At 64.9% G+C, this 21672-nt stretch carries 25 protein-coding genes; 13 read left to right on the top strand and 12 right to left on the bottom strand.

Annotated features, from left to right (window positions below; all coding sequences use genetic code 11):
• The coding region (locus tag IH615_RS11590) for an ROK family transcriptional regulator (RefSeq protein ID WP_291362033.1) at nucleotides 1–1137 on the top strand (1137 nt) is incomplete at its 5' end.
• Here IH615_RS11590 and IH615_RS11595 read toward each other — a convergent pair.
• Nucleotides 1108–1437: an integration host factor subunit alpha gene (locus IH615_RS11595; RefSeq protein WP_291362034.1), complete on the bottom strand. Its 330-nt coding sequence runs from the start codon at nucleotides 1435–1437 to the stop codon at nucleotides 1108–1110. The two genes, IH615_RS11590 and IH615_RS11595, sit on opposite strands and share 30 nt — an antisense overlap.
• 212 nt (nucleotides 1438–1649) lie before the next feature.
• Here IH615_RS11595 and rirA point away from each other — a divergent pair, with 212 nt between their 5' ends.
• Together rirA and IH615_RS11605 are read left to right on the top strand one after the other, a co-directional pair.
• Nucleotides 1650–2111, top strand: a complete 462-nt coding sequence (gene rirA / locus IH615_RS11600) for an iron-responsive transcriptional regulator RirA (RefSeq protein WP_291362035.1) — start codon at nucleotides 1650–1652, stop codon at nucleotides 2109–2111.
• 247 nt (nucleotides 2112–2358) lie between these two features.
• The gene (locus IH615_RS11605; RefSeq protein WP_291362036.1) at nucleotides 2359–4179 is read left to right on the top strand and encodes an ATP-binding cassette domain-containing protein; all 1821 of its coding nucleotides are present in this window, start codon (nucleotides 2359–2361) and stop codon (nucleotides 4177–4179) included.
• Between the two features lie 234 nt (nucleotides 4180–4413).
• Here IH615_RS11605 and IH615_RS11610 read toward each other — a convergent pair whose 3' ends face one another.
• Nucleotides 4414–5466, bottom strand: a complete 1053-nt coding sequence (locus IH615_RS11610) for a LacI family transcriptional regulator (RefSeq protein WP_291362037.1) — start codon at nucleotides 5464–5466, stop codon at nucleotides 4414–4416.
• Between the two features lie 534 nt (nucleotides 5467–6000).
• Here IH615_RS11610 and IH615_RS11615 point away from each other — a divergent pair.
• Nucleotides 6001–6219, top strand: coding sequence for a hypothetical protein (locus IH615_RS11615; protein WP_291362038.1), 219 nt, complete (start codon nucleotides 6001–6003; stop codon nucleotides 6217–6219).
• 37 nt (nucleotides 6220–6256) lie between these two features.
• Here IH615_RS11615 and IH615_RS11620 read toward each other — a convergent pair whose 3' ends face one another.
• The 6 genes from IH615_RS11620 to IH615_RS11645 all read right to left on the bottom strand — a co-directional run bounded on the left by IH615_RS11620 (nucleotide 6257) and on the right by IH615_RS11645 (nucleotide 9261).
• The gene (locus tag IH615_RS11620; RefSeq protein ID WP_291362039.1) at nucleotides 6257–6397 is read right to left on the bottom strand and encodes a hypothetical protein; all 141 of its coding nucleotides are present in this window, start codon (nucleotides 6395–6397) and stop codon (nucleotides 6257–6259) included.
• Between the two features lie 65 nt (nucleotides 6398–6462).
• Nucleotides 6463–6657 (bottom strand): hypothetical protein, encoded by a 195-nt coding sequence (locus IH615_RS11625; protein ID WP_291362040.1) that lies wholly within the window; start codon nucleotides 6655–6657, stop codon nucleotides 6463–6465.
• Entirely contained in the window at nucleotides 6650–6796 is a 147-nt protein-coding gene (locus IH615_RS11630) for a hypothetical protein (protein WP_291362041.1), read from the bottom strand. The genes IH615_RS11625 and IH615_RS11630 overlap by 8 nt, the downstream gene beginning before the upstream one ends.
• Nucleotides 6797–6859: 63 nt before the next feature.
• Entirely contained in the window at nucleotides 6860–7426 is a 567-nt protein-coding gene (gene phnN, locus IH615_RS11635; RefSeq protein WP_291362042.1) for a phosphonate metabolism protein/1,5-bisphosphokinase (PRPP-forming) PhnN, read from the bottom strand.
• A 3-nt stretch (nucleotides 7427–7429) separates the two neighbouring features.
• Nucleotides 7430–8566 (bottom strand): alpha-D-ribose 1-methylphosphonate 5-triphosphate diphosphatase, encoded by a 1137-nt coding sequence (locus IH615_RS11640; protein WP_291362043.1) that lies wholly within the window; start codon nucleotides 8564–8566, stop codon nucleotides 7430–7432.
• The gene (locus tag IH615_RS11645; protein ID WP_291362044.1) at nucleotides 8566–9261 is read right to left on the bottom strand and encodes a DUF1045 domain-containing protein; all 696 of its coding nucleotides are present in this window, start codon (nucleotides 9259–9261) and stop codon (nucleotides 8566–8568) included. The genes IH615_RS11640 and IH615_RS11645 overlap by 1 nt, the downstream gene beginning before the upstream one ends.
• Nucleotides 9262–9400: 139 nt before the next feature.
• On the opposite strand from IH615_RS11645, the gene IH615_RS11650 reads away from it, so the two are divergent.
• Nucleotides 9401–10633: a glycerate kinase gene (locus IH615_RS11650; protein ID WP_291362056.1), complete on the top strand. Its 1233-nt coding sequence runs from the start codon at nucleotides 9401–9403 to the stop codon at nucleotides 10631–10633.
• A gap of 211 nt (nucleotides 10634–10844) precedes the next feature.
• Complete coding sequence (locus tag IH615_RS11655) at nucleotides 10845–11783, top strand: Gfo/Idh/MocA family oxidoreductase (protein WP_291362045.1); 939 nt, start codon at nucleotides 10845–10847, stop codon at nucleotides 11781–11783.
• Nucleotides 11784–11964: 181 nt separating this feature from the next.
• Here IH615_RS11655 and IH615_RS11660 read toward each other — a convergent pair whose 3' ends face one another.
• From IH615_RS11660 to IH615_RS11670, 3 genes are read right to left on the bottom strand one after another with little or no spacing between them, the layout of a single operon-like run.
• The gene (locus IH615_RS11660) at nucleotides 11965–12903 is read right to left on the bottom strand and encodes an aldo/keto reductase (RefSeq protein WP_291362046.1); all 939 of its coding nucleotides are present in this window, start codon (nucleotides 12901–12903) and stop codon (nucleotides 11965–11967) included.
• A 26-nt stretch (nucleotides 12904–12929) separates the two neighbouring features.
• Nucleotides 12930–13427: a hypothetical protein gene (locus IH615_RS11665; RefSeq protein ID WP_291362047.1), complete on the bottom strand. Its 498-nt coding sequence runs from the start codon at nucleotides 13425–13427 to the stop codon at nucleotides 12930–12932.
• On the bottom strand, nucleotides 13400–13792 hold the full coding sequence (locus tag IH615_RS11670) for a VOC family protein (RefSeq protein WP_291362057.1): 393 nt from the start codon (nucleotides 13790–13792) through the stop codon (nucleotides 13400–13402). Before IH615_RS11670 ends, IH615_RS11665 begins: the two co-directional genes overlap by 28 nt.
• Nucleotides 13793–14013: 221 nt before the next feature.
• On the opposite strand from IH615_RS11670, the gene IH615_RS11675 reads away from it, so the two are divergent.
• The 7 genes from IH615_RS11675 to IH615_RS11705 are packed head-to-tail and all read left to right on the top strand — an operon-like array spanning nucleotide 14014 to nucleotide 20677.
• Nucleotides 14014–15609 (top strand): ABC transporter substrate-binding protein, encoded by a 1596-nt coding sequence (locus tag IH615_RS11675; RefSeq protein WP_291362048.1) that lies wholly within the window; start codon nucleotides 14014–14016, stop codon nucleotides 15607–15609.
• A gap of 55 nt (nucleotides 15610–15664) precedes the next feature.
• On the top strand, nucleotides 15665–16672 hold the full coding sequence (locus IH615_RS11680) for an ABC transporter permease subunit (RefSeq protein WP_291362049.1): 1008 nt from the start codon (nucleotides 15665–15667) through the stop codon (nucleotides 16670–16672).
• Nucleotides 16672–17580 carry an ABC transporter permease subunit gene (locus IH615_RS11685; RefSeq protein WP_291362050.1) on the top strand — a complete coding sequence of 303 codons (909 nt, stop codon included), beginning with the start codon at nucleotides 16672–16674 and terminating at the stop codon, nucleotides 17578–17580. Before IH615_RS11680 ends, IH615_RS11685 begins: the two co-directional genes overlap by 1 nt.
• Nucleotides 17581–17585: 5 nt before the next feature.
• A complete protein-coding gene (locus IH615_RS11690) occupies nucleotides 17586–18428 on the top strand; it encodes an ABC transporter ATP-binding protein (RefSeq protein WP_291362051.1) in 843 nt (280 codons plus the stop codon).
• Nucleotides 18429–18430: 2 nt separating this feature from the next.
• On the top strand, nucleotides 18431–19261 hold the full coding sequence (locus tag IH615_RS11695; RefSeq protein ID WP_291362052.1) for a dipeptide ABC transporter ATP-binding protein: 831 nt from the start codon (nucleotides 18431–18433) through the stop codon (nucleotides 19259–19261).
• A 21-nt stretch (nucleotides 19262–19282) separates the two neighbouring features.
• Nucleotides 19283–20071, top strand: a complete 789-nt coding sequence (locus IH615_RS11700; RefSeq protein ID WP_291362053.1) for an aminoglycoside phosphotransferase family protein — start codon at nucleotides 19283–19285, stop codon at nucleotides 20069–20071.
• 54 nt (nucleotides 20072–20125) lie between these two features.
• Complete coding sequence (locus tag IH615_RS11705) at nucleotides 20126–20677, top strand: hypothetical protein (protein WP_291362054.1); 552 nt, start codon at nucleotides 20126–20128, stop codon at nucleotides 20675–20677.
• Nucleotides 20678–21083: 406 nt separating this feature from the next.
• On the opposite strand, the gene IH615_RS11715 is transcribed toward IH615_RS11705, so the two are convergent.
• On the bottom strand, nucleotides 21084–21380 hold the full coding sequence (locus tag IH615_RS11715) for a GIY-YIG nuclease family protein (protein ID WP_291362055.1): 297 nt from the start codon (nucleotides 21378–21380) through the stop codon (nucleotides 21084–21086).
• Nucleotides 21381–21672 lie beyond the last annotated feature (292 nt).

Below are 21672 nucleotides of genomic sequence, written 5' to 3' on the forward strand. Positions count from 1 at the left end.
GTCAATGCGCGGGCGGTGCTGACGGTCATCGCCTTCAATCCCGGCGTCTCCAATGCCGATATTGCGCGCCAGTCGGGCCTGGCGCCGCAGACCGTGTCCGCCATCCTCACCGATCTCGACAGCGCCGGGCTGATCATGCGCGGCGAGGTGCTGCGCGGCCGTCGCGGCCAGCCCGCCACTCCCATCTTCCTCCATCCCGAGGGCGCCTTTGCGGTGGGCGTCGAGATCGGCTGGCGGCACCTGGATGTGTTGCTGCTCAACCTCAATGGCGAGGTGCTGCAGCGCCAGCGGCGCGATCACGACTATCCCGATGCCGCCACCATCGTCGGGGTGATCTCCACCATGGTGGATGCGGTGCTGGCGCCACTGGGCGCGGCGCAGCGCACGCGTCTCACCCATATCGGCATCGCCTTGCCCACCAATATTGCCGACAGTCTCGGCCTGCTGCTGGGCTCCCAGGCGCAGCGCGAGCTGTGGCGCCGGCTCGACCTGGCGGCGGACTTGCAGCGGCGCACCGGCCTTGACGTCAGTCTGTTCAACGACGGAAATGCCGCCTGCTGGGCCGAGCTGGTCGCCTTCCCCCGGCCCCGGCCGACCGATTTCATGTATTTCCTGATCTCCCATTTCATCGCCGCCGGCATTGTCGGCGAGGGCCAGCTCTGGGAAGGCCCCAGCGGCAATTCGGCCAATCTGGGTTCGATGCTGGTGAGCGACGCCCAGGGGCGGCTGCAGTCGGTCCAGTTCATCGCCTCGGTCGCCGCTCTGCGATCCCGGCTGGCCGGCGCCGGCTTCGACACCGGCACCGACGATCCGGCCGGCTGGGCCTGGGCCGGCTTCGGCCCGGTGCTCGAGCAATGGCTGGCCGACAGCGCCCGGGCGCTGGCCAAGGTGGTGTTCAATACCGCCACTGTGATCGAGACCCGGCTGGTGGTCATCGACAGCATCCTGCCCACCGCGATCCTGGCGCAGCTGGTCGAACGGCTACAGGCCGAATTACGGCTCCTGCCGGCGTCGAACTATGTGCCGCCCCAGGTCCTGCCGGGCCATCGCGGCGCGCTGGCGCCAGCCGTCGGCGCGGCTGAACTCACGCTCCACCGGCGCTATTTTTCACGCCGGCTGGCGGACCTGCCCGGCTGAGACAGCAGGCTTGGACTGGTCGAGCGCCTCGCGCAGCTGCGCGCTGGGCGTGAACACCACCGTCTGCCGCGGTGAAATGCGATGTTCAGTGCCGGTGCGCGGATTGCGGCCCAGCCGCTCGGCGCGGGACCGCACCTGCAGCGAGCCGAAGGCGGTGAGCTTGACATTCTCCCCCGCCATCAGCGCCTCGCCCATCATCGCAAACATGGCTTCGCCAATTGCTGCCGTATCCGCCTTGCTCAAACCGGTGCGTCGGGCCGCCGCCTCACTGAGCATGGCTCGCGTAATTGTCGTGGTCAATCTGCTACTCCCTCCTTAAATTCATAGGGGGAATTTAACCCGCTGTCCAGCTTGGCGCGGCCCGACCAAACCTGAACAGATAGCTCAGGTTAAGTTGACATATTTTAGAATGGTTATAAGCTGCGAGGCAGTCTAAGACGAAAAACACGCTGGAATCGGCTGCAGTCGGGGCGTACCCCACCAGTGCGAGTTCCGCCCAAACGAGGTTCCAAGTGAGACTGACGCGCCAATCCAACTATGCGATCCGCACCCTGGTCTATTGCGCCGTCAATGAGCCGGGCCTGAGCCGCGTCGCCGACATCGCCCGGGCCTACAATATTTCCGAGCTGTTCCTGTTCAAGCTGATCAAGCCGCTGGTGGAAAATGGCCTCCTGGCCACAGTGCGCGGCCGCCACGGCGGCATCAAGCTGGGCAAGAAGGCCGAGGACATCACCCTGCTCGATACCATCCGCCTCACCGAGGAGAACTTCGCCTTGGCCGAGTGCTTCGAGGATGGCGCCGATTGCCCGCTGATCGGGGAATGCGACCTCAACGGCGCGCTGCGCGAGGCGCTGGGCGCCTTCTTCGACGTGCTGGCCAGCCACACCATTGCCGACCTCGCCAGCAAGAAACGCTCGATCCGCGACCGTCTCGGCCTGACGGCGCTCGAAGCGGCGATGGAGCCGGCGCACTAGCTTTCTTACCTCTCCCTTTGGGGGGAGAGGTGAAGAAGCGTCCTCTCGCTAAATATGAGTTTGACACTCATATTAACCTGTGCTTTTCTCCCGTCATCGCAACGGCAATGATCGGTCCGAGGGGCTGGATGATCATCGCCGCGCCGAGACGACGGGGGCTTGCTGCTACCGTCTCCCCGGGCCGGTCAGGATCCTCAACGTCCTGACCGGCCTTTTCTTTGCCCGGGCTCTATGCTCTATCCGGCCCATGGCCGCAGCACCCCTTCTTTCGCTTCAGAATATCCATTTGACCTTCGGTGGCACGACGCTGCTCGAAAGCGCCGAACTCATCGTCTCCCCCGGCCAGCGCATCGCGCTGGTGGGGCGCAATGGCTCGGGCAAGTCCACCCTGCTCAAGATCGCCGCGGGCGATGTGGTCCATGATGGCGGGGTGCGCTTCGTCGAGCCGAGCGCCACCCTGCGCTACCTGCCGCAGGAGCCGGACCTCAGTGCCTATGCGACGACCTTGGCCTATGTCGAAGCGGGCCTGGGGCCGGGCGATGACGAATACCGCGCGCAATATCTGCTGAGCTCGCTGGGCCTCACCGGCGCCGAAGACCCCACAAAACTCTCGGGTGGCGAGGGCCGCCGCGCCGCTCTGGCGCGGGTGCTGGCCCCTAGGCCCGACATCCTGCTGCTGGACGAGCCGACCAACCATCTCGACCTGCCGGCCATCGAATGGCTGCAGGCCGAACTCGATAGCCTGCGCTCGGCCATGGTGCTGATCAGCCACGACCGGCGCTTCCTCGGCGATCTGACCCGCGCCACCGTCTGGCTCGACCGCGGCGTCACCCGCCGCCTCGACAAGGGCTTTTCCCACTTCGAGGCCTGGCGCGACCAGGTGCTGGAAGAAGAAGAGCGCGACCGCCACAAGCTCGATCGGCAGATCGTGCGCGAGGAACATTGGCTGCGCTATGGCGTCACCGCCCGGCGCAAGCGCAATGTGGGCCGGCTGGAGCGGCTGGCCGGGTTGCGGCAGGACCGCCGCGAGCAGCGCCGCGTCACCGGCACAGTCAATATGCAGGTTTCCGAAGGCCGCACCTCGGGCGCCCTGGTGGTCGAGGCCGAGAACATTTCCAAGCGCTATGGCGATCGCATCATCGTCGGCGACTTCTCGACCCGCGTGCTGCGCGGCGACCGCATCGGCATTGTCGGTCCCAATGGCGCGGGCAAGACCACGCTGATCAAGATGCTGACCGGCCTGCTCGAACCCGATAGCGGCAAGATCAAGCTGGGCTCGGCACTCGAACTGGCCATGCTCGACCAGGGCCGCGCCAAGCTGCATCCCGATACGCGCCTCAAGGAGGCGCTGACCGGCGGTGGCTCCGATACGCTGCAGATCAATGGTCAGCCCAAGCATGTGGTGGGCTATATGAAGGACTTCCTGTTCGGACCCGAACAGGCCAATACGCCGATCGGCAAGCTCTCTGGCGGCGAACGCGCGCGTGTCGCGCTGGCACGGGCCCTGTCATTGCCCTCCAATTTCCTGGTGCTGGACGAGCCGACCAACGATCTCGACCTCGAGACGCTCGACCTGCTCGAGGAGATGGTGTCCGACTATGCCGGCACTGTCATCGTGGTCAGCCACGATCGCGACTTCCTCGACCGGGTGGCGACCTCGGTCATCATCGCCGAGGGCGAGGGCGTGTGGACCGAATATGCCGGCGGCTATTCCGACATGGTGATCCAGCGCGGCGAGGGCGTCACCGCCCGCGAGCCGGCGCCCAAGGCGCATCGTGCCGGCAAGACCAGCCTGGCGCAGACCACGGCAGCGACCTCGGCCGCGCCAAAGCGCAAGATGAGCTTCAAGGAAAAGCACGCGCTCGAAACCCTGCCCAAGACCATCAATGGGCTCGAAGACGAGATCAAGGCCATCAACGCCGCGCTGGCCGATCCCAAATTCTACGCCCGCGACCCGGCCGGCTTCGCCGCCAAGTCCAAGGCACTGATGGACGCCGAAGCCCGGCTGGCCGCCGCCGAGGAGCAGTGGCTGGAAATGGAGCTGCTGCGGGAAGAACTGGAAGGCTGAGAGCCGTTTCCCTTGAAGGTGGATTGCCCGGACAAGCCGGGCAATGACGGGGGCTGGGGCTTGCGGCAGGTCTTCCCACCATCGTCATCACCGGGCTTGTCCCGGTGATCCATCTGCCCGCATGCTGGGAGCGTGAAGGGTTACGTTTCGACGTCCGGTGATGGATTGCCCGGACAAGCCGGGCAATAACGCAGGGGGGGCGCCGCCGCGGCGCTCCGAGAGCGCACCCCGCCGTTAATCTTCCCAGTCGAACCTGGGCTTGGCCAGATAGTGCAGCTCCTCGGGCGCCTCGCCGGCGATGCGGCGGAGCAGCAGGGCACCTAGGTGCCGGCCGGCATCGACGAAATCCTCATGCACGGTTTCGGCACCCGGCTGGAACTGCGCGAACATGGCCGAGGACTGCTTGGAAACCACATGCACATTCTTGCCCACGATCTTGCCGCTCTCGTTGAGCGCGCCGATCACGGCGAGGGCCGATACTTCCGAGGCACAGACCCAGCCATCGGGCCCGTCGGGGCGCTTTGAGCGCTTGCTGACATAGTTGCGGATGGCGTCGGTCTGGCTGTGCAGCGTCACGTCGGTGGCGAATTCGTGGGTGATGCCCGCTTCCCCGGCCGCCCGGGCCATGCCGGCCTTGAGATGGTCGGTATAGGTAAGGGCGCTCTCCGGCAGGATGATCGAGACGGATTTGCATCCCTTCTGCACCAGGCGCTTGACCGCACCATAGGCATAGGCCTCGTTGTCGAAATCCACCCAGGGATGCGGCTCGGGCCATTTGGTGCGGCCGTGGCTGGCAAAGGGGAATTCATTGTCGATCAGGAAGCGGATACGCTCGTCAAAGCTCTCGGCCTTCGAGAAGATGACGCCATCGGCCATGCGGTTGCGCACGATATGCTTGATCGGCTCGATCGGATCCACATTGCGGAACAACGGCGTGATGACGATGTGATAGGCGGTGTTGCGCACCGCCTCGGTGAGGCCGGTGACGATGGAGGAGCCAAAGCCATAGATCTGCTCGTCGGGCTCGAGCACCAGCGCGATGACATTGGTGCGGCCTGTCTTGAGGCGCAGGGCGGCGCGGTCGGGCAGGTAGCCGATCTCGGCCGCGATCTTCTGCACCCGGTCGCGCGTTTCCTGTGCCAGCTCGGGCGCATTGTTGAGGGCGCGCGAAATCGTGGTGACGGCAAAGCCCGTCATCTGCGCGATGGTCTTGAGCGTCGGTTTGCCGGATGGCTTGACGCCGCGCTTGCCCTTGCCGGCAGCCTGCGGCAGGTCGTCTTCGGACACGTGATACACCCCTCGGCCGCGGTTCGTTGCCACGGTGACGCTTTGTTGAACGCGGACAACACCAGATTGTCCGGCTCAGTTCAAGCGCCGGGAATCAAGATGGAGGCGTTTGCGCCGCGCATAACAAACATGACATTTGTGATCAGATTTCTGATCTGCGCCTAAAGTCGAGCAGTCTTTTTCCGAAAATCTGCATTCTCTGGCGCGCTGCCCTCTGGCATTTGCGGCGAAACGCTCCTATCTTGCCCTCACGCATCGGCACTTGACGATGCTTGCGTCGTTCAACCAGCAGGAAAGGAATGAAGATGACCCCATCGAATGCCTTCACCATCCATGCCGGTTGTTCCCTCGTACGCACCGGCCTCCAAGCGTCCAAACGCTGGCAAGGGATCTGTCACCCGAAACGAATGTGACCTCTGTCACGCCTTCGTCTCAGTCTTCCGATAGAACCCCAGCGTTGCCGGACAGGATGGTGCAAGCTTCCATGCTCACCAGTTTCCTGACCTGTGCAATGCGCAAGTGGAGCATCCACCCATGCAGGAACGCAGTCTCGACCGGGCCCAGGCCCATAGACCAATCGTCATAGAAGTCGCCGGTGAACCGCTGGGCGTCGTGGTGCCGCACGCCGATGGCTACCGCTTCCTCGCCGTCAAGCTGCCGGCCTTTGCCATCGACGGGCAGCAGTTCGAAACCGTCGAAAAGGCACATTTCGCCGTGTCTCAGGCCGTCCGCAAGGGCGACGCCGCGGCCTGACTGGCGGCCGCGCCCTGCGCGGCTGCCGCCTCGGCAATCAAAACACGCCCTGCACCCAGCCGATCAGGCTCTGCAGCATCGCCGGATTTTGCCAGAGCACGAAGGCGGCGACGACGACGGCCGCCAGCACGGCCAGGCCGATCACCTTCTTGAGCACCGAGAAGACCAGCCACACCACGACAATGGCGCCGACGCCAAGGCCGATCAGCGTATAACTATCGCTGCCGATTTGCCTGTCCCCGCTCAGTCGTCATTGGTGGCATTGAGTTCGTCCGGTCGCTTGCCTTCGCTGGCTGGCGCGACCGGATCGAGCGCCTCGTCGATGGCGGTGGCCAGCGCCTCGACATCGACGCGCCCGGCGCCGGCCAGGGCCTGCCGTTCCAGTTCAGCCGAAATCGCCGTCGCAATGGCCTGCCGCCGGTCGGTCTGGTCAGCCATTTCCATCGATCGACACTCCCTGCTCGTCGATGCGCACCTCGATGCCGGGGCGCGCCTGCTGCTGATAGGTATAGATGCCAAAGCCGATGATCGCGGCCATCAGAATGGCGATCATGGCGTAAAGCCCGTTGCGACTCATGTGAACTCCTGACGCTTGTGCAACAAGCAACGCGCCAGAAGGCTGCAGGTTCAAGGCAGATCGCTATTCCTGTGCGGCAATGGTGCGCAGCGCCATCACGAAGGCGGTGACGCCGATGGCCAGCAGCCCCGAATTGTCGATGACGATAGGGGTGATGCCCGATGGAACCGGCGCACTTTCGCGCGCCAGGCGGGCGGTGATCTGGTCGCCGCTTTCGCGGCCACGCCGCACCAGCCGTTCGGCCCGGCAGGAAATCTCGGCGGTGATCAGCACCACGGCACAGGCAGGATAACGCTTGACCGCCTCGGGGACGACATGGCGGGAGACGTTGGCGACCACGGTCTTGCCCAAAGCCAGATCCGTGTCGAGGCTCAGCGGCAGCGCATAGCGCAGGTTGTGCGCGTCCCAGGACAGGGCAAAACGCCCCGCCTCGTCCATCTGCCGGAAGGTTTCGGGGTCGAGGCTGTCGTGATCCTCGATCTCGACATCGGTCGGGCGGGTGACCAGGCGCCGCACGAAGACGAAGCGCTTGTCGTTTTCGAGCGCATGGCGAGCTCCCGCGATCAGCGTGTCCTTGCCGACGCCCGAGGGGCCGACAACCAGGACCAGCGATCCGAGCGGACGGGCCATGGCTCAGCTGACCCTCATGCCTTGCCGCCAGACGCCGCGCACCACGGGCAGGCCGCCCACCAGCCTGACGCGTACCAGGTCGGCCCGCTTGCCGATGGCGATTTCGCCGCGATCGTCGAGCCCGGCGGCGCGTGCCGGGTTGCGCGTCACGGTGGCGAGGGCCGCCGGCAGCCCGAAGCCCTCCACCCGCTGCGGCAGCGCAAAGGCGGCCTGGAGCGGCGCAAACGGCACGTAATCTGAACTCAGAATATCCAACAGGCCCGCCCGTACCAGATCGGTCGCCGAGATATTGCCTGAATGCGACTTGCCGCGCACCACATTTGGCGCGCCCATCAAAATGGCGAGCCCCGCATCATGGGCGGCGGCGGCGGCCTCGAGCGTGGTGGGAAATTCCGCGATGGCGACGCCATCGGCCACCGCTTCCTCCACATGGGCCAGCGTCGCGTCGTCATGGCTGGCCATGGCCAGTCGCAGAGCGCGCGACCGTTGCACCAGGTGGCGCCGGTTGGGGGCGGAGTAGCGCTCGTGCTGGGCCAGGGCCGCGGCCAGGTAGCGCTCGACCTCGTCCTGGGTCACGCCGAGCTGCTTTTTGTAGAACAGCTTGTAGGTTTCGAGCGAGGTGAACTGGCGCTGCCCGGGCGTGTGGTCCATCAGCGAGATGAGCCGCGTTTCCGGGTGATCCACGAAGCTCTCGAAATGCTCGATGACATCGGCACTGGGCAATTCGCAGCGCAGGTGGATGAGATGCTCAGCCCGCAGCCAATCCTGCTGGCGCGCGGCGCGCACGGCATCGATCAACAGGCCCGCATGCTCGCGCATCTGCGGCATGTCGAGGTCGGAACCGATCCGCACCGCGTCGAATACGGTGGTAATGCCCGAGCCTGCAATCTGCACGTCATGGGCATGCAGCGACGCCATCGCATCCCAGAACACGCCGGGGCGGGGGCGATAGTGGTTTTCGAGGTGATCGGTATGGAGTTCGACCAGGCCCGGGATCAGGTAATCCCCCTCGATGTCCTCACCGGTCTGCGCGGCGCCGGCATCGAGGGCGGTGATGACCCCGTCATCGACCGCGACGCTGCCCTCGACCACCTCGTCGGCCAAGACGAGGCGCGCATTGCGGAAGCTCGCCGCGGCCATCAGCTCGCGCCCCCCAGCTTGAAATCGCCGGCGCGGCGGAACGGCTTGCCGGCCTCATATTCGTGGAACAGCGACAGCCGGTCGAGGATGACCGGCTCTTCTAGGACTGGCGCGAACCACGTGTTGGCAGCGGCGGTGACCTCGGCGGCATCGGCCTCGCTCAACCGGTCGGTCAGCGTCATGTGAAAACGGAATTCCTCGAACACATAGGGATAGCCATAGGCGTCAAGCAGCTCGATCTGGCGTTCGCTCAGGCCCTTGCCGGCCCGCGCCGCACGGTCCTTGACGGTCATGGGCGCGCGGAACGGGTCGAAATCCTCCACCACATGGGCGGCGAAATCCCGCAGCGCCTCGTTCTCGCCATCCACCATCAAGGCGAGGAAACCCTGCAGCGAGGCGAGCTTGAGCTTGCCCAGGTCGATCGGCCGGTGACGGGCGGCGAACGCGGTCAGGGCGGCGCGCAACTCGGCTTCGTCGGTGTCCTCGGCCAGCACCATCGGCGCCTTGAGCGTGGCGTGAAAGCCGTAGCGGTTGGCCGACTGGGTGAGGTTGAGCAGGCGGGCGCGGTCGATGCCGGCGACCGGGCCGTCGAACAGGTCGCCATCGGCGGCATCACGGCCCAGCCAGGTGGCGGCCCGCTCCCACAGGTTGCTGGTGGCGGCGGGGGCAAAATAGATCGCGAATCGTTCGGTCATCGGAACTCCTTGCCCCAGCGGCTATGCGCAATCTGTGTCGGCTGTTTGACAACTGTCCAGCCGGTCCAATGGTGGCTACCCTTGCCCGCAGCGAATCGCAAGCCGGGAGGAACCTTTGGACCGCGCGCTGCTCGAACAGATGTTCCGCCAGGCCGTGGCCCAGGCGCAGCCGGCGCTGGCCGTACGCCGCCACCTGCCCGATCCGCCCACCGGCCGCACGGTGGTCATCGGCGCCGGCAAGGCCTCGGCGCAGATGGCGCGGGCCTTCGAGCAGGCCTGGCCGGGCCCGCTCAAGGGTCTGGTGGTGACCCGCTATGGCTATGCCGAGCCCTGCGAGCGGATCGAGATTGTCGAGGCCGCCCATCCCGTGCCCGACGAGGCCGGGTTCCTCGCGGCGCGGCGCATCATGGAGGCGGTATCGGGCCTGGGGCCCAATGACCTGGTGGTGGCGCTGATCTCGGGCGGCGGCTCGGCCTTGCTGCCCGCTCCGGCGCCGGGCCTGACCCTCGACGACGAGCAGGCCATCAACCGCGCTCTGCTGGCCTCGGGGGCGCCGATTTCGGTGATGAACCTCATCCGCAACCAGTTCTCGACCATCAAGGGCGGCCGCCTCGCCGCCCATTGCGCCCCGGCGCGCGTGGCGACGCTGGTCGTGTCCGACGTGCCGGGCGACGACTCGGCTCTGGTGGCCTCGGGCCCGACCATTCCGCTATCAGGCTCCCGCGCCCTGGCGCGCAAATATGCCAATCTCTACCGGCTGGAACTGCCGCCCCATGCCCATGCGCTATTGGCCGGCGACGACAACCCGGCGCCCGAGCCCGGCGACCCGGTCTTTGCGCGCAACAGCGTGCGCACCATCGCCTCTGCGGCCCTGTCGCTGGAGGCAGCGGCCGAGCTGGCGCGCCGGCAGGGCGTCCAAGCGGCCATCCTCTCCGATTCCATGGAGGGGGAATCGCGCGACGTGGCGCTGGTGCATGCGGCCATGGCGCGGGAAATCGCCCAGCGCAACCGGCCATTCAGCAAGCCCGTCGTGCTGCTCTCGGGCGGCGAGACCACGGTGACGCTGCGCGGCAAGGGCGGCAGGGGCGGGCGCAATGCCGAATTCCTGCTGGCCCTGGCCATCGCCATCGACGGGGTCGACAATATCTCTGCCTTGGCGGCCGATACCGACGGCATCGATGGCTCCGAGGACAATGCCGGCGCCTTCGCCGACGGCACCACCGCCACCCGGCTGCGCAAGGCCGGCATCGATCCGCTGGCGGCGCTGGCAGGCAACGACGCCTGGGGCGCCTTCAATGCCATCGGCGACCTGCTGGTGACCGGGCCGACCGGGACCAATGTCAACGACTTCCGGGCGATCCTGGTGCGGTAGGTTCTTCCTCCCCGCGACCACTGCGTTCCCTCGGGCTTGACCCGAGGGCCACTCTCAACATGCACAAGGCGTCGAAAGGCCCTCGGATCAAGTCCGAGGGAACGCCCGTGGGAGGGCGAGAGGAGAGACACGCTTCAAAATAATCATACAAATCCGCTTGGCAGATTTTGGCCGCTCTGCTCTATAGCCGGCAGCAAAAAGGAGCCGCCTCATGGCCAAACGCAGGATCGCCGTCATCGGCGTGGGCAAGATCGCGCAGGACCAGCACCTGCCGGTCATCGACGCATCCGATGATTTCGAACTGGCGGCGACCGTCTCGACGCGCGGGCTGAGCCACAATGGCCTGCCGGCCTTCCGCACGCCCGCCGAGCTCTATGCCGCCATGCCCGATGTGTCGCTGGTCTCCATCTGCACGCCACCAGGCATCCGCCACCAATATGTCCGCGAGGCGCTCGACGCCGGCAAGGACGTGATGATGGAAAAGCCGCCCACCACGACCATTTCCGAACTCGACGACCTGATCGCCCATGCCAGGCGGCTCGATCGGGTGCTCTACCAGACCTGGCACAGCCAATGGAATCCGGCCGTCGACCGCACCAAGGCGATCCTGGCCAAGGAGGGCGTGCGCTCGGTGCGCATCGACTGGCGCGAAAGCGTGCGCAAGTGGCATCCGGGCCAGGACTGGGTCTGGGAGCCCGGCGGTTTCGGCGTCTGCGACCCTGGCATCAACGCCTTCTCGATCTTCACCAAGATCATGCCCTTCCCGGTCTTCGTGGAACGCGCCAAGCTGACCTTCCCCGCCAACCGGCAGACCCCTGTTGATGTCGAGATCGTCTTCAAGTCCGGGCAATTGCATCAGCCAAAGCTGTCGGCCGGCTTCAACTGGCTGGAGGAGAGCGGCGAGATCTGGACGCTCCGGATCGAGACCGGCACTGGCGACATCCTCAAGCTCGAAGGCGGTGGCCGTTCGCTGACCGTCAATGATCAACTGGTGCTCAGCCATGGCGACGGCGAATATGCCGCCATGTACGAACACTTCGCCACCCTGCTCGATCGCCACGAAAGCGATGTCGACGCCGCGCCGCTGCGGCTGATGAGCGACGTCTTCCTGATGGGCGCGCGTGAAAACGGCCCGGCATTCGAGTGGTAGGCCGGGCCTGACCGCCACCAATTCTTGGTCATCACCCGGCTTGTCCGGGTGATCCATGCCCGAGTGGCGAGATGGATTGCCCGGACAAGCCGAGCAATGACGGTGGTGAGGGAGCCAAAGCGATCCTGCTGAAGAATCCTCGTGTCCGGCCCAGGGGCGTCGACTGAAACGCCGGATAGGCCTACGCCCCCGCCTCCGTCAGCACCTGCAGATCCGCGTCGCTCAGCTTCAGCCGCACGCCCTTGGCGAGGCTATTGACCTGCTCCACCGATGTCGCCGAGGCAATGGGTGCCGTGACGCCCGGCTGGGCCACGAGCCAGGCGAGCGACACTTCGGCTGGCGTCGCGTCATTGGCCGCGGCAACCTTGTCCAATGCCGCAAGAATGCTGGTGCCTTTCTGGTCGAGATATCGCTCGATGCCGCCGCCGCGCGGCGATTTGCCGAAATCGGCCTTGGACCGATACTTGCCGGTGAGGAAACCCGAGGCGAGGCTGTAATAGACCACGGCGCCCATCTCGTTTTCGATCAGCGTATCGCGCAGGGCGTCGAACTCGGCCCGGTCATAGAGGTTGAAACGCGGCTGCAGCACCTCGTAGCGCGGCAGCGACTTGATGACCGAGACCTCGTGTGCCGCCTTGACCATGTCGGCGGTGTAGTTCGATGCGCCCACCGCCCGCACCTTGCCGGCCCGTACCATCGGCTCATAGGCGCCCAGCGTTTCCTCGTGGCTGGTTTCCGGGTCGGGCCAATGGCTGAAATAGACGTCTACATAATCGGTCTGCAGGCGCTTGAGCGAAGCATCGAACCCGGCCGCGACCTTGTCCGCCCGAAGGCCGCCCGGCTTGTTGGCCGAGTTGACCTTGGTCAGGATATGGACCGCCTCGCGATTGCCCCGCGCCTTCATCCACTTGCCGATGATGGTTTCGCTCATGCCGGGGGGATTGCCGGGCACCCAGTTGGGATAGCCCTCGGCGGTGTCGATGGCCGTGAAACCCTCCTCGACGAAGGCGTCGAGAATGGCAAAGCCCGTCTTCTCGTCCACCGTCCAGCCAAAGACGTTGCCGCCCAAGACCAGGGGTTCGATGACGATCTCACTGCGTCCGAGCGGGCGGCGGTCCATGTGTTTTCTCCGTTGTGGTTCGCTCCCTAAACGCCCGTGCCCGCCTTCGGTTCGACGGGAACACGCGGCGCGCAGAACGCCAGGGCAGCATTGATGGCATAGAGCGAGCCATCCAGCGCAATATGATTGGCCGGCATGTCCGACCCATCTTCCGGCTCGAGATAGGCCACCGCGCCATGGGCGAGATTGTCGAGCACCCAGGAATAGTCGCCCACCAGCCGCGCCCCATAGGGATCTGCGGCCACGGCCTCGAAGGAGCGCGTTTCCTTGTCGATGGTGATGGCCCAGCGCCCGGCATCGCCTTCGGGCCGGCTGGTATGGATGTGCACCCCGGTCGAATAATCGTCCTCGCAACGCACGGCGATGCAGGCATAGGCATCGGGTGTCGAACCGAGCGCGCAACCCAGCGTGGCCCGGTCGCCCTCCCCCGATAGCGGTGAATAATGCCAGCCGGGCTCCTGCGCCGCGACAGGCGCGCAGAGCAGGGTCAGCAGCATCAGGCCTTGGGCTGGATGAGGTCCCATTTGTTTCCGTAAAGGTCCTCGAACACGGCGACCGAGCCATAGGCTTCGTGGCGCGGCGCCTCGATGAACTTGACGCCACGCGCAATCATGGCGGCGTGGTCGCGCTCGAAATGCGAGGTATTGAGGAAGAACATCACCCGCCCGCCGCCCTGGTTGCCGATGGCGGCGCGCTGGGCCTCGCCATCGGCCCGGGCCAGCAGCAATTGCGCGCCCGAGCGTCCCGGCGGGGCCACCACGACCCAGCGCTTGCCGCCGCCCATTTCGGTATCGGCGACAAGATCGAAGCCGAGCGTGTCGCAATAGAACGTGATGGCGTCGTCATAGTCGGCGACGAGCAGGCTGACAGTGGCAATGGATAAGCTCATATCCCCATGGATCACCAGCGCCATGGCCAGGTCAAGCCACGACATGGCAGCCGAACGGTTCATTCCAATATCGTCCAATCCTGTGGAAGGACGTTTCGGCTGTCATCATATTGACCAAATGGTCAAACTGTCTGCTTGCGCTCCCTTGGATTCTAGGCTTTGTTGGCGCCCAAGCTCCGGTTGGCAAGCCGGATGCGCATAAATATCGGGAGACAACAATCATGAAATTGATGAAAAGCCTGCTGGCGGCAACCGCCATCCTGGCGCTCGCCGCTGGCGCCGCGCAGGCCAAGCAGCTCGTATTTTGCTCGGAAGCCTCGCCTGCCCATTTCGATCCCGGTCCGACCACCGGCGGTAACGACTTCGACGCGTCCGCGCACACCATGTATGACGGCCTTGCTGCCTTCGTTCCTGGCAGCACCGACGTCGAGCCCGGCCTGGCCGAGAGCTGGGAAGTTTCCCCTGACGGTCTCGAGATCACATTCAAGCTGCGTGCTGGCGTCAAGTTCCACACCCAGCCCTATTTCACGCCGACGCGCGATTTCAACGCCGATGACGTGATCTTCTCGTTCGAGCGCCAGTACAAGGAAGACAATCCGTACTTCGCTTACCTGGCCAACCTGACCTGGGACTACTACCAGGGCATGGACATGCCGCGTTACGTCAAGGAAATCGTCAAGGTCGACGACCTGACCGTCAAGTTCGTGCTCTCCGAGCCCAACGCGCCCATGGTTGCCAACCTGGCAATGCCCTTCGGCTCGATCGTTTCCAAGGAATATGCCGACCAGCTCACCGCTGCCGGCACGCCCGAACTGCTGTCGACCCAGCCGGTCGGCACTGGTCCCTTCAAGTTCGTCGATTACCAGCTCGACTCGGTCATCCGCTACGCTGCCAACGAAGAGTATTTTGGCGGCAAGCCGGCTATCGACGACCTGATCTTTGCCATCACGCCCGACCAGTCGGTGCGTGCGCAGAAGCTGATCGCCGGCGAATGCGACATCATCCCGTACCCGGCCCCGGCCGACGTGCCGATGCTGCAGGCCAATGAGAACCTGACTGTGCTCGAGCAGGAAGGCCTCAATATCGGCTACATGTCCTACAACGTCACCGAGGCGCCGTTCGACAACGTGAAGGTCCGCAAGGCGCTTTCCATGGCCATCGACAAGCAGGCCATCGTCGACGCCGTCTACCAGGGTGCCGGCCAGGTCGCCAAGAACCTGATCCCGCCCACCATGTGGTCCTATAACAACACCGTTGCCGACGACACCTATGACGTCGAAGGCGCCAAGGCCCTGTTGGCCGAAGCCGGTGTCACCGAACTGACCACCGACCTCTGGGCCATGCCCGTGTCGCGTCCCTACAACCCCAACGCCCAGCGCGTTGCCGAAATGATCCAGGCTGACTGGGCCGCGATCGGCGTCACCGCCAATATCGTAACCTACGAATGGACCGAATATCGCGAGCGCGGCAAGGCCGAGGGTCGCAAGGGTCCGTTCCAGATCGGCTGGACCGGCGACAATGGTGATCCGGACAACTTCTTCGCCACCCTGTTCTCCTGCTCGGCTATCGGCGTGTCGAACTACTCGTTCTGGTGCAACGAAGAGTTCGAGGACCTGATCCAGAAGGCCAAGGTCACTGCCGACCCGGCAGAGCGTACCGCTCTCTACGAGCAGGCGCAGGTGATCTTCAAGGCTGAAGAGCCGGCTCTGACCCTGGCTCACTCCAAGGTCTTCGTGCCGATGAACAAGCGCGTCACTGGCTTCGTTCAGAGCCCGCTGGGTGACCACGTCTTCGACAATGTCGACGTCACCGAATAACTAGCTCCGGAAGCGCCGGGCCCCAGGCCCGGCGCTTCCACTCAAGAAGAAGCTCATGATTTCCTACATTTTCCGCAGGCTGCTGCTGATCGTTCCGACCGTGATCGGCATTTCGATCTGCGCCTTTGCCTTTGTCCGGCTGCTGCCGGGTGACCCCATCCTCGCCATGGCCGGCGAGCATGGCGTGACGCCCGAGCGCTACGAAATTCTCAAGGAAGCCTTCGGCTACAACCTGCCGATCTGGCAGCAATATCTCAATTACCTGGGCTCGGTCCTGACAGGCGACTTCGGCGTGTCCCTGGGCACCAAGCGCCCCGTGCTCAACGAATTCATGATCCTGTTCCCGGCAACGGTCGAACTGGCCCTCTGCGCCATCCTCCTGGCCACCCTGGTCGGTATCCCGGCCGGCGTGCTGGCGGCGGTCAGGCGCGGCTCCTGGCTCGACCAGGGCACCATGGGCTTGGCGCTGACCGGCTATTCCATGCCCATCTTCTGGTGGGGCCTGCTGCTGATCATGTTCTTTTCCAGCTATCTGGGCTGGACCCCGGTTTCGGGCCGCATCGCCCTCAACTTCTTCCTGCGGCCGATTACCGGCTTCATGACCATCGACAGCCTGCTCTATGGCAACTGGCCGGCCTTCGTCTCGGCCTTGCGCCACTTGATCCTGCCCACGGTGGTCCTCGCCACCATTCCCCTGGCAGTCATCGCCCGCCAGACCCGCTCGGCCATGCTCGAAGTGCTGGGCGACGACTATGTGCGCACCGCCCGCGCCAAGGGCCTGTCGCCCCGGCGCGTCATCAATGTCCATGCCCTGCGCAATGCGCTCATCCCGGTGGTGACCACCATCGGCCTCCAGGTCGGCGCGCTGATGGCCGGCGCCATCCTCACCGAGACGATCTTCTCCTGGCCGGGCATCGGCAAGTGGATGATCGAATCCATCCTCAAGCGCGATTATCCGGTGGTCCAGAGCGGGCTGCTGCTGATCGCGCTGATCATCATGGCGGTCAACCTGATCGTCGACCTTCTCTACGCGGTCATCAATCCGCGCATCCGGGTGCGATGATGACAGACATTTCCAAGCCAGCCGCTTCCGGTCCCAAGAGCGCACGCGGCGCCGCCTTTGCCGAATTCTGGCACTATTTCTCGATGAATCGCGGGGCTGTCATCGGCCTCGCCGTCGTGGCCATCTTCATCGTGCTGGCGCTCTTCGCGCCCTGGATCGCGCCTTACGTTCCCGAACAGCAGTTCCGCGGCTTCGACAAGCTGCCGCCCGCCTGGACCAATGGCGGCGACCCCCGCTTCTTCCTGGGCACGGACGAAGTGGGTCGCGATATCCTGTCGCGCCTCATCCACGGCGCGCGCTATTCGCTGACCATCGGCCTTGTGGTGGTGAGCATTGCCGCCACGGTCGGCATCATCCTGGGCCTGCTCGCCGGCTATTTCCGCGGCTGGGTCGATGTCGCCATCATGCGCGTCATGGATATCATCCTGGCCTTCCCCTCCCTGCTGCTCGCTCTGGTGCTGGTGGCCATTCTGGGGCCGGGCCTCGTCAACGCCATGCTGGCAATTGCCCTGGTGCTGCAGCCGCATTTCGCCCGCCTGGTGCGCGCCTCGGTCATGGCCGAGAAGAACCGCGAATATGTGACCTCCGCCAAGATGGCCGGCGCCGGCCATCTCCGCCTGATGGGCATTACCATCCTGCCCAATTGCCTGGGGCCGCTGATCGTCCAGGCCACGCTGTCCTTCTCCAACGCCATTCTGGATGCCGCGGCCCTGGGCTTCCTCGGCATGGGCGCCCAGCCCCCGACCCCCGAATGGGGCACCATGCTGGCCAAGGGCCGTGAATTCATTTCCAGCGCCCCCTGGATCGTGACCTTTCCGGGCCTCGCCATCCTCATCACCGTGCTCGCCATCAACCTGATCGGCGACGGGTTGCGCGACGCGCTCGACCCCAAGCTCAAGAGGAGCTGACCCCAATGGCTCTGCTTGAAATCAAGAATCTCACTGTCTCCTTCGATACCTCCATCGGCCTCTTCAAGGCCGTCGACGGCATCGATGTGTCGGTGGAAGCGCGCGAAGTGCTGGCCATTGTCGGGGAATCCGGCTCCGGCAAATCCGTCGCCATGCTGGCCGTGATGGGCCTCTTGCCCCGCACCGCGACTGTCACCGCCGACAAGATGGAGTTCGAGGGCCTCGACCTCCTCGCCATGACGGCGCATGAGAAGCGGCGCATCATCGGCAAGGACATTGCCATGATCTTCCAGGAGCCGGTGGCGAGCCTCAATCCCTGCTTCACCGTGGGCTTCCAGATCGAGGAAGTGCTCGAGCGCCATATGGGCCTGCGCGGCCGCGCCGCCCGCGACCGGGCGGTGGAACTGCTGGCTCTGGTCGGCATCAAGGACGGAGCCGACCGGCTGGGCGCCTATCCCCACCAGATGAGCGGCGGCCAATGCCAGCGCGTGATGATCGCCATGGCCATTGCCTGCAACCCCAAGCTCCTGATCGCCGACGAGCCGACCACCGCGCTCGACGTCACCATCCAGAAGCAGATCCTCGATCTCCTGGTGGGCCTGCAGGCCGAGCATGGCATGGGGCTGATCATGATCACCCATGATATGGGCGTGGTCGCCGAAACGGCCGACCGCGTCATCGTGCAATATAAGGGCCGCAAGATGGAGGAGGCCGACGTGCTCTCCCTCTTCGAGAACCCAAAATCGAACTACACGCGGGCGCTGCTCTCGGCGCTGCCGGAAAATGCGGTGGGCGATCGCCTGCCCACCGTGTCCGACTTCGTCTTCGAACCGGCGCCGGGAGTCTGACCATGACCACGCCCGTTCTCCAGGTCCGCAACCTGACCCGCGATTATGTGACCGGTGGCGGCTTCCTGCGCCCGGCCAAGATGGTCCATGCCGTCAAGGGCGTGAACTTCACGCTCGAAAAGGGCAAGACCCTCGCCGTGGTGGGCGAAAGCGGCTGCGGCAAGTCCACGCTTGCCCGCATGATCACGCTGATCGATCCGCCCACTTCCGGCGAAATCCTGATCGACGGCATCCCCGCCAGCGCCGCCCATGTGACGCGCGAACTGCGCCAGAAGGTGCAGATCGTCTTCCAGAACCCCTATGGCTCGCTCAATCCGCGCCAGAAGATCGGCGACGTGCTGGCCGAACCGCTGCTGCTGAACACCTCCATGTCGGCGGCCGAGCGGCGCGACAAGGCCATGGCCATGCTGCTCAAGGTTGGCCTGGGCCCCGAGCATTTCAACCGCTATCCGCACATGTTCTCTGGCGGCCAGCGCCAGCGCATCGCCATCGCCCGGGCGCTGATGCTCAATCCGAGCTTCCTCGTGCTCGACGAGCCGGTTTCGGCGCTGGACCTGTCGGTGCAGGCGCAGATTCTCAACCTGCTCAAGGATCTGCAGGACGAGTTCGGCCTGACCTATGTCTTCATCAGCCATGATCTGAGCGTGGTGCGCTACATCGCCGACGAGGTGATGGTGATGTATTTCGGCGACGTGGTCGAACACGGCACGCGCGACGAAGTGTTCGGCAATCCGCGCCATGCCTATACGCAGACGCTGTTCGCCGCGACGCCCAAATCCAGCGTCGAAAGCATCAGGGCCCGGCTGGAGCGGAAAAAGGCGCTGGCCGGCTAGAGGGCAGGGGGGGGGCGGCGCATGCCAGAGGAAATCCCCCTCGCCGGCGGCGGCCGCACCGCCGTCTCCCGCATCGGCGATGTCGTCCACAGAGAGACCGGCCCCTGGGCCAGCTCCGTCCATGCCCTGCTCCGGCATCTGGAGGCCGAAGGCTTCTCGGGCGCGCCCCGCGTGGTCGGGTCAGGCTTTGACGAAGAGGGCCGCGAAACCCTGAGCTTCGTCCACGGCGTCTCGCTCCATCCCGGCCCCTGGCCGGACGAAGCCATGTTCAACCTCGGCCAGATGCTCGCCGCCTTCCACCGCGCCAGCGCGAGCTTCGTGCCCCCCGTTGACGCCACCTGGCGCCCCTGGTTCGGCCGCGACCTCGGCACGGGCAAGCGCATCATCGGCCATGGCGACCTGGGCGACTGGAACATCATCGCGCGTGATCACCAGCCCGTCGGCTTCATCGATTGGGAACAGGCCGGCCCGGTCGATCCGCTGGTGGAACTCGCCCAACTCTGCTGGCTCAACGCCCACCTCTTCGACGACGACCTGCAACTCCGCATCGGCCTGCCACCATTGGCGAGCCGGGCCAAAAGGCTCCGCTACATTGTCGACGGCTACGGCCTGCCGGCGGAGGGACGCGCGCGGCTGGTCCCAACAATGATCGAACTGGCCATAGCGGATGCGGCCAATGAGGCGGTGCAGGCGGGGCTCACGCCTGACAGCACCGGGCCGGTGGAAGCGCTATGGGCGATGGCCTGGCGGGCGCGAAGCGCGGCGTGGATGGGGCGGAACAGGGGAGCGCTGGAGGCGGTGCTTGTTTAGGGGCTGGCACCGCGCCATGATCCCCCTCAGTTGCCCCATGTGGTTGGATTAGTGTTGGAAATCACCCTGACTTTTGAAGGCCGCATTCCTGCTCAACGAGGCGACCTTGACGTGACCTGGACCATGCGGCGTTCGTTTAGCGCGCAACTAGAAAAAGTCTGGGGCAAGGCGCCGTTTGAAACGTTGAAGGAGTGGGAAGATACGGCTTTCGCAGCGGGAGCCCCGAAGTTCACGAGAGCAGTGTCAGGTCAAACGTTTGTTCCACTATATGGCCGGGACGTTGGAGTTGGTGTCGATCTCGATATTACCCTTTTGACGGGGATGCCCGTCCGAAAGGCCGTAATCTCGGCGGGTGATCTAGACAATCGGGTAAAGCGAATAATTGACGCTCTGCGAGTCCCCAATGGGCAGGGAGAGATGTCCCATAAGCTATCGCCGGGGGGCCGCTACTACTGCCTGATGGAGGATGACGATGCAGTGCTTTCATTAGGCGCGCGACTTGGACCTTATCTTGGCTCCGACGACACCGCCGTGTCATTCGCAATAGTGCGAGTTAGGCCGATCGCTATGCGGGTTACGCTGGGCAATCTGGCGATGCTCTTCTGAGTTAATCACCGGTGTCATTCCGGCGCAGGCCGGAATCCATGTCCGTGGTTCGCCGCGACATCCAGCGTGTGGGGTGGTCGCCGCATGGATTCCGGCCTGCGCCGGAATGACGCCGCGGGTGGGGTGACGTCGGGGGCCGTCAGCCGCCTAAGGCCCCAGCTCATGCGACAGGTCCCGCCAGGTCGGGTTCCTTTCCTCGATCAGCCGGTCCTTCCACGCGCGCTGCCAGTCCTTGATGCGCTTTTCGCGCTGGACGCCTCCACATTCACCGGGTCATTCCGGCGCAGGCCGGAATCCATGTCCGTGGTTCCCCGCGACATCCAGCGCGTGGGGCGGTCACCGCATGGATTCCGGCCTGCGCCGGAATGACATCGCGGTTGGGGTGACATCGGGGGCCGTCGGCCGCCTAAGGCCCCAGCTCATGCGACAGGTCCCGCCAGGTCGGGTTCCTTTCCGCGATCAGCTGGACCTTCCACCCCCGCTGCCAATCCTTGATGCGCTTTTCGCGCTGGATGGCTGACATTGCGGTTTCATGCACCTCGTACCAGACGAGCCGCTCGACCTTGTAGCGGGCGGTGAAGCTCTTGGGATCGGCGTGGGTCTTGTGCTGCCAGATGCGGCCGGCCGGATTGCCGGTCACTCCGGTATAGAGCGTGCCGCCCTTCATGCTCGCCATGATGTAGACGATGAAGACCTTCCCCATGGGCCAAGACAAGCATGGCGGCACAGGACCTTCAACACCCACGGTGTCATTCCGGCCTGCGCCGGAATGACATCGTGGCCGGGCCGAACGTCCCGTGACGGGCCCCGGCAAAAAACTTATCCCCGCCCCCAATGCCCCATGCGAATATCACCCCATTCCCGCCGCTCACGCGGTGCCGACGAAGCATCGGGCGGGGAGATGGGTGGATCGGGGTCGCCTGGTCCAGGCAGGGGAAACCCGGCAGCTGCGCTTGCGACACAGCGTACCTGGCCCGAACCTGCCCAAAACCCCA

This window comes from Devosia sp. (assembly GCF_014860165.1).
In the GTDB taxonomy this organism is placed as follows: Bacteria; Pseudomonadota; Alphaproteobacteria; order Rhizobiales; family Devosiaceae; genus Devosia.

Bases quoted from the DNA above. Each gene is read 5' to 3' on its own strand.
- IH615_RS11605 (WP_291362036.1), top strand. From the start codon at position 2,359: ATGGCCGCAGCACCCCTTCTTTCGCTTCAGAATATCCATTTGACCTTC.
- IH615_RS11615 (WP_291362038.1), top strand. From the start codon at position 6,001: ATGCAGGAACGCAGTCTCGACCGGGCCCAGGCCCATAGACCAATCGTC.
- IH615_RS11625 (WP_291362040.1), bottom strand. From the start codon at position 6,657: ATGGCTGACCAGACCGACCGGCGGCAGGCCATTGCGACGGCGATTTCG.
- IH615_RS11630 (WP_291362041.1), bottom strand. From the start codon at position 6,796: ATGAGTCGCAACGGGCTTTACGCCATGATCGCCATTCTGATGGCCGCG.
- phnN (WP_291362042.1), bottom strand. From the start codon at position 7,426: ATGGCCCGTCCGCTCGGATCGCTGGTCCTGGTTGTCGGCCCCTCGGGC.
- IH615_RS11640 (WP_291362043.1), bottom strand. From the start codon at position 8,566: ATGGCCGCGGCGAGCTTCCGCAATGCGCGCCTCGTCTTGGCCGACGAG.
- IH615_RS11645 (WP_291362044.1), bottom strand. From the start codon at position 9,261: ATGACCGAACGATTCGCGATCTATTTTGCCCCCGCCGCCACCAGCAAC.
- IH615_RS11650 (WP_291362056.1), top strand. From the start codon at position 9,401: ATGTTCCGCCAGGCCGTGGCCCAGGCGCAGCCGGCGCTGGCCGTACGC.
- IH615_RS11655 (WP_291362045.1), top strand. From the start codon at position 10,845: ATGGCCAAACGCAGGATCGCCGTCATCGGCGTGGGCAAGATCGCGCAG.
- IH615_RS11660 (WP_291362046.1), bottom strand. From the start codon at position 12,903: ATGGACCGCCGCCCGCTCGGACGCAGTGAGATCGTCATCGAACCCCTG.
- IH615_RS11665 (WP_291362047.1), bottom strand. From the start codon at position 13,427: ATGGGACCTCATCCAGCCCAAGGCCTGATGCTGCTGACCCTGCTCTGC.
- IH615_RS11670 (WP_291362057.1), bottom strand. From the start codon at position 13,792: ATGAGCTTATCCATTGCCACTGTCAGCCTGCTCGTCGCCGACTATGAC.
- IH615_RS11675 (WP_291362048.1), top strand. From the start codon at position 14,014: ATGAAATTGATGAAAAGCCTGCTGGCGGCAACCGCCATCCTGGCGCTC.
- IH615_RS11680 (WP_291362049.1), top strand. From the start codon at position 15,665: ATGATTTCCTACATTTTCCGCAGGCTGCTGCTGATCGTTCCGACCGTG.
- IH615_RS11685 (WP_291362050.1), top strand. From the start codon at position 16,672: ATGACAGACATTTCCAAGCCAGCCGCTTCCGGTCCCAAGAGCGCACGC.
- IH615_RS11690 (WP_291362051.1), top strand. From the start codon at position 17,586: ATGGCTCTGCTTGAAATCAAGAATCTCACTGTCTCCTTCGATACCTCC.
- IH615_RS11695 (WP_291362052.1), top strand. From the start codon at position 18,431: ATGACCACGCCCGTTCTCCAGGTCCGCAACCTGACCCGCGATTATGTG.
- IH615_RS11700 (WP_291362053.1), top strand. From the start codon at position 19,283: ATGCCAGAGGAAATCCCCCTCGCCGGCGGCGGCCGCACCGCCGTCTCC.
- IH615_RS11715 (WP_291362055.1), bottom strand. From the start codon at position 21,380: ATGGGGAAGGTCTTCATCGTCTACATCATGGCGAGCATGAAGGGCGGC.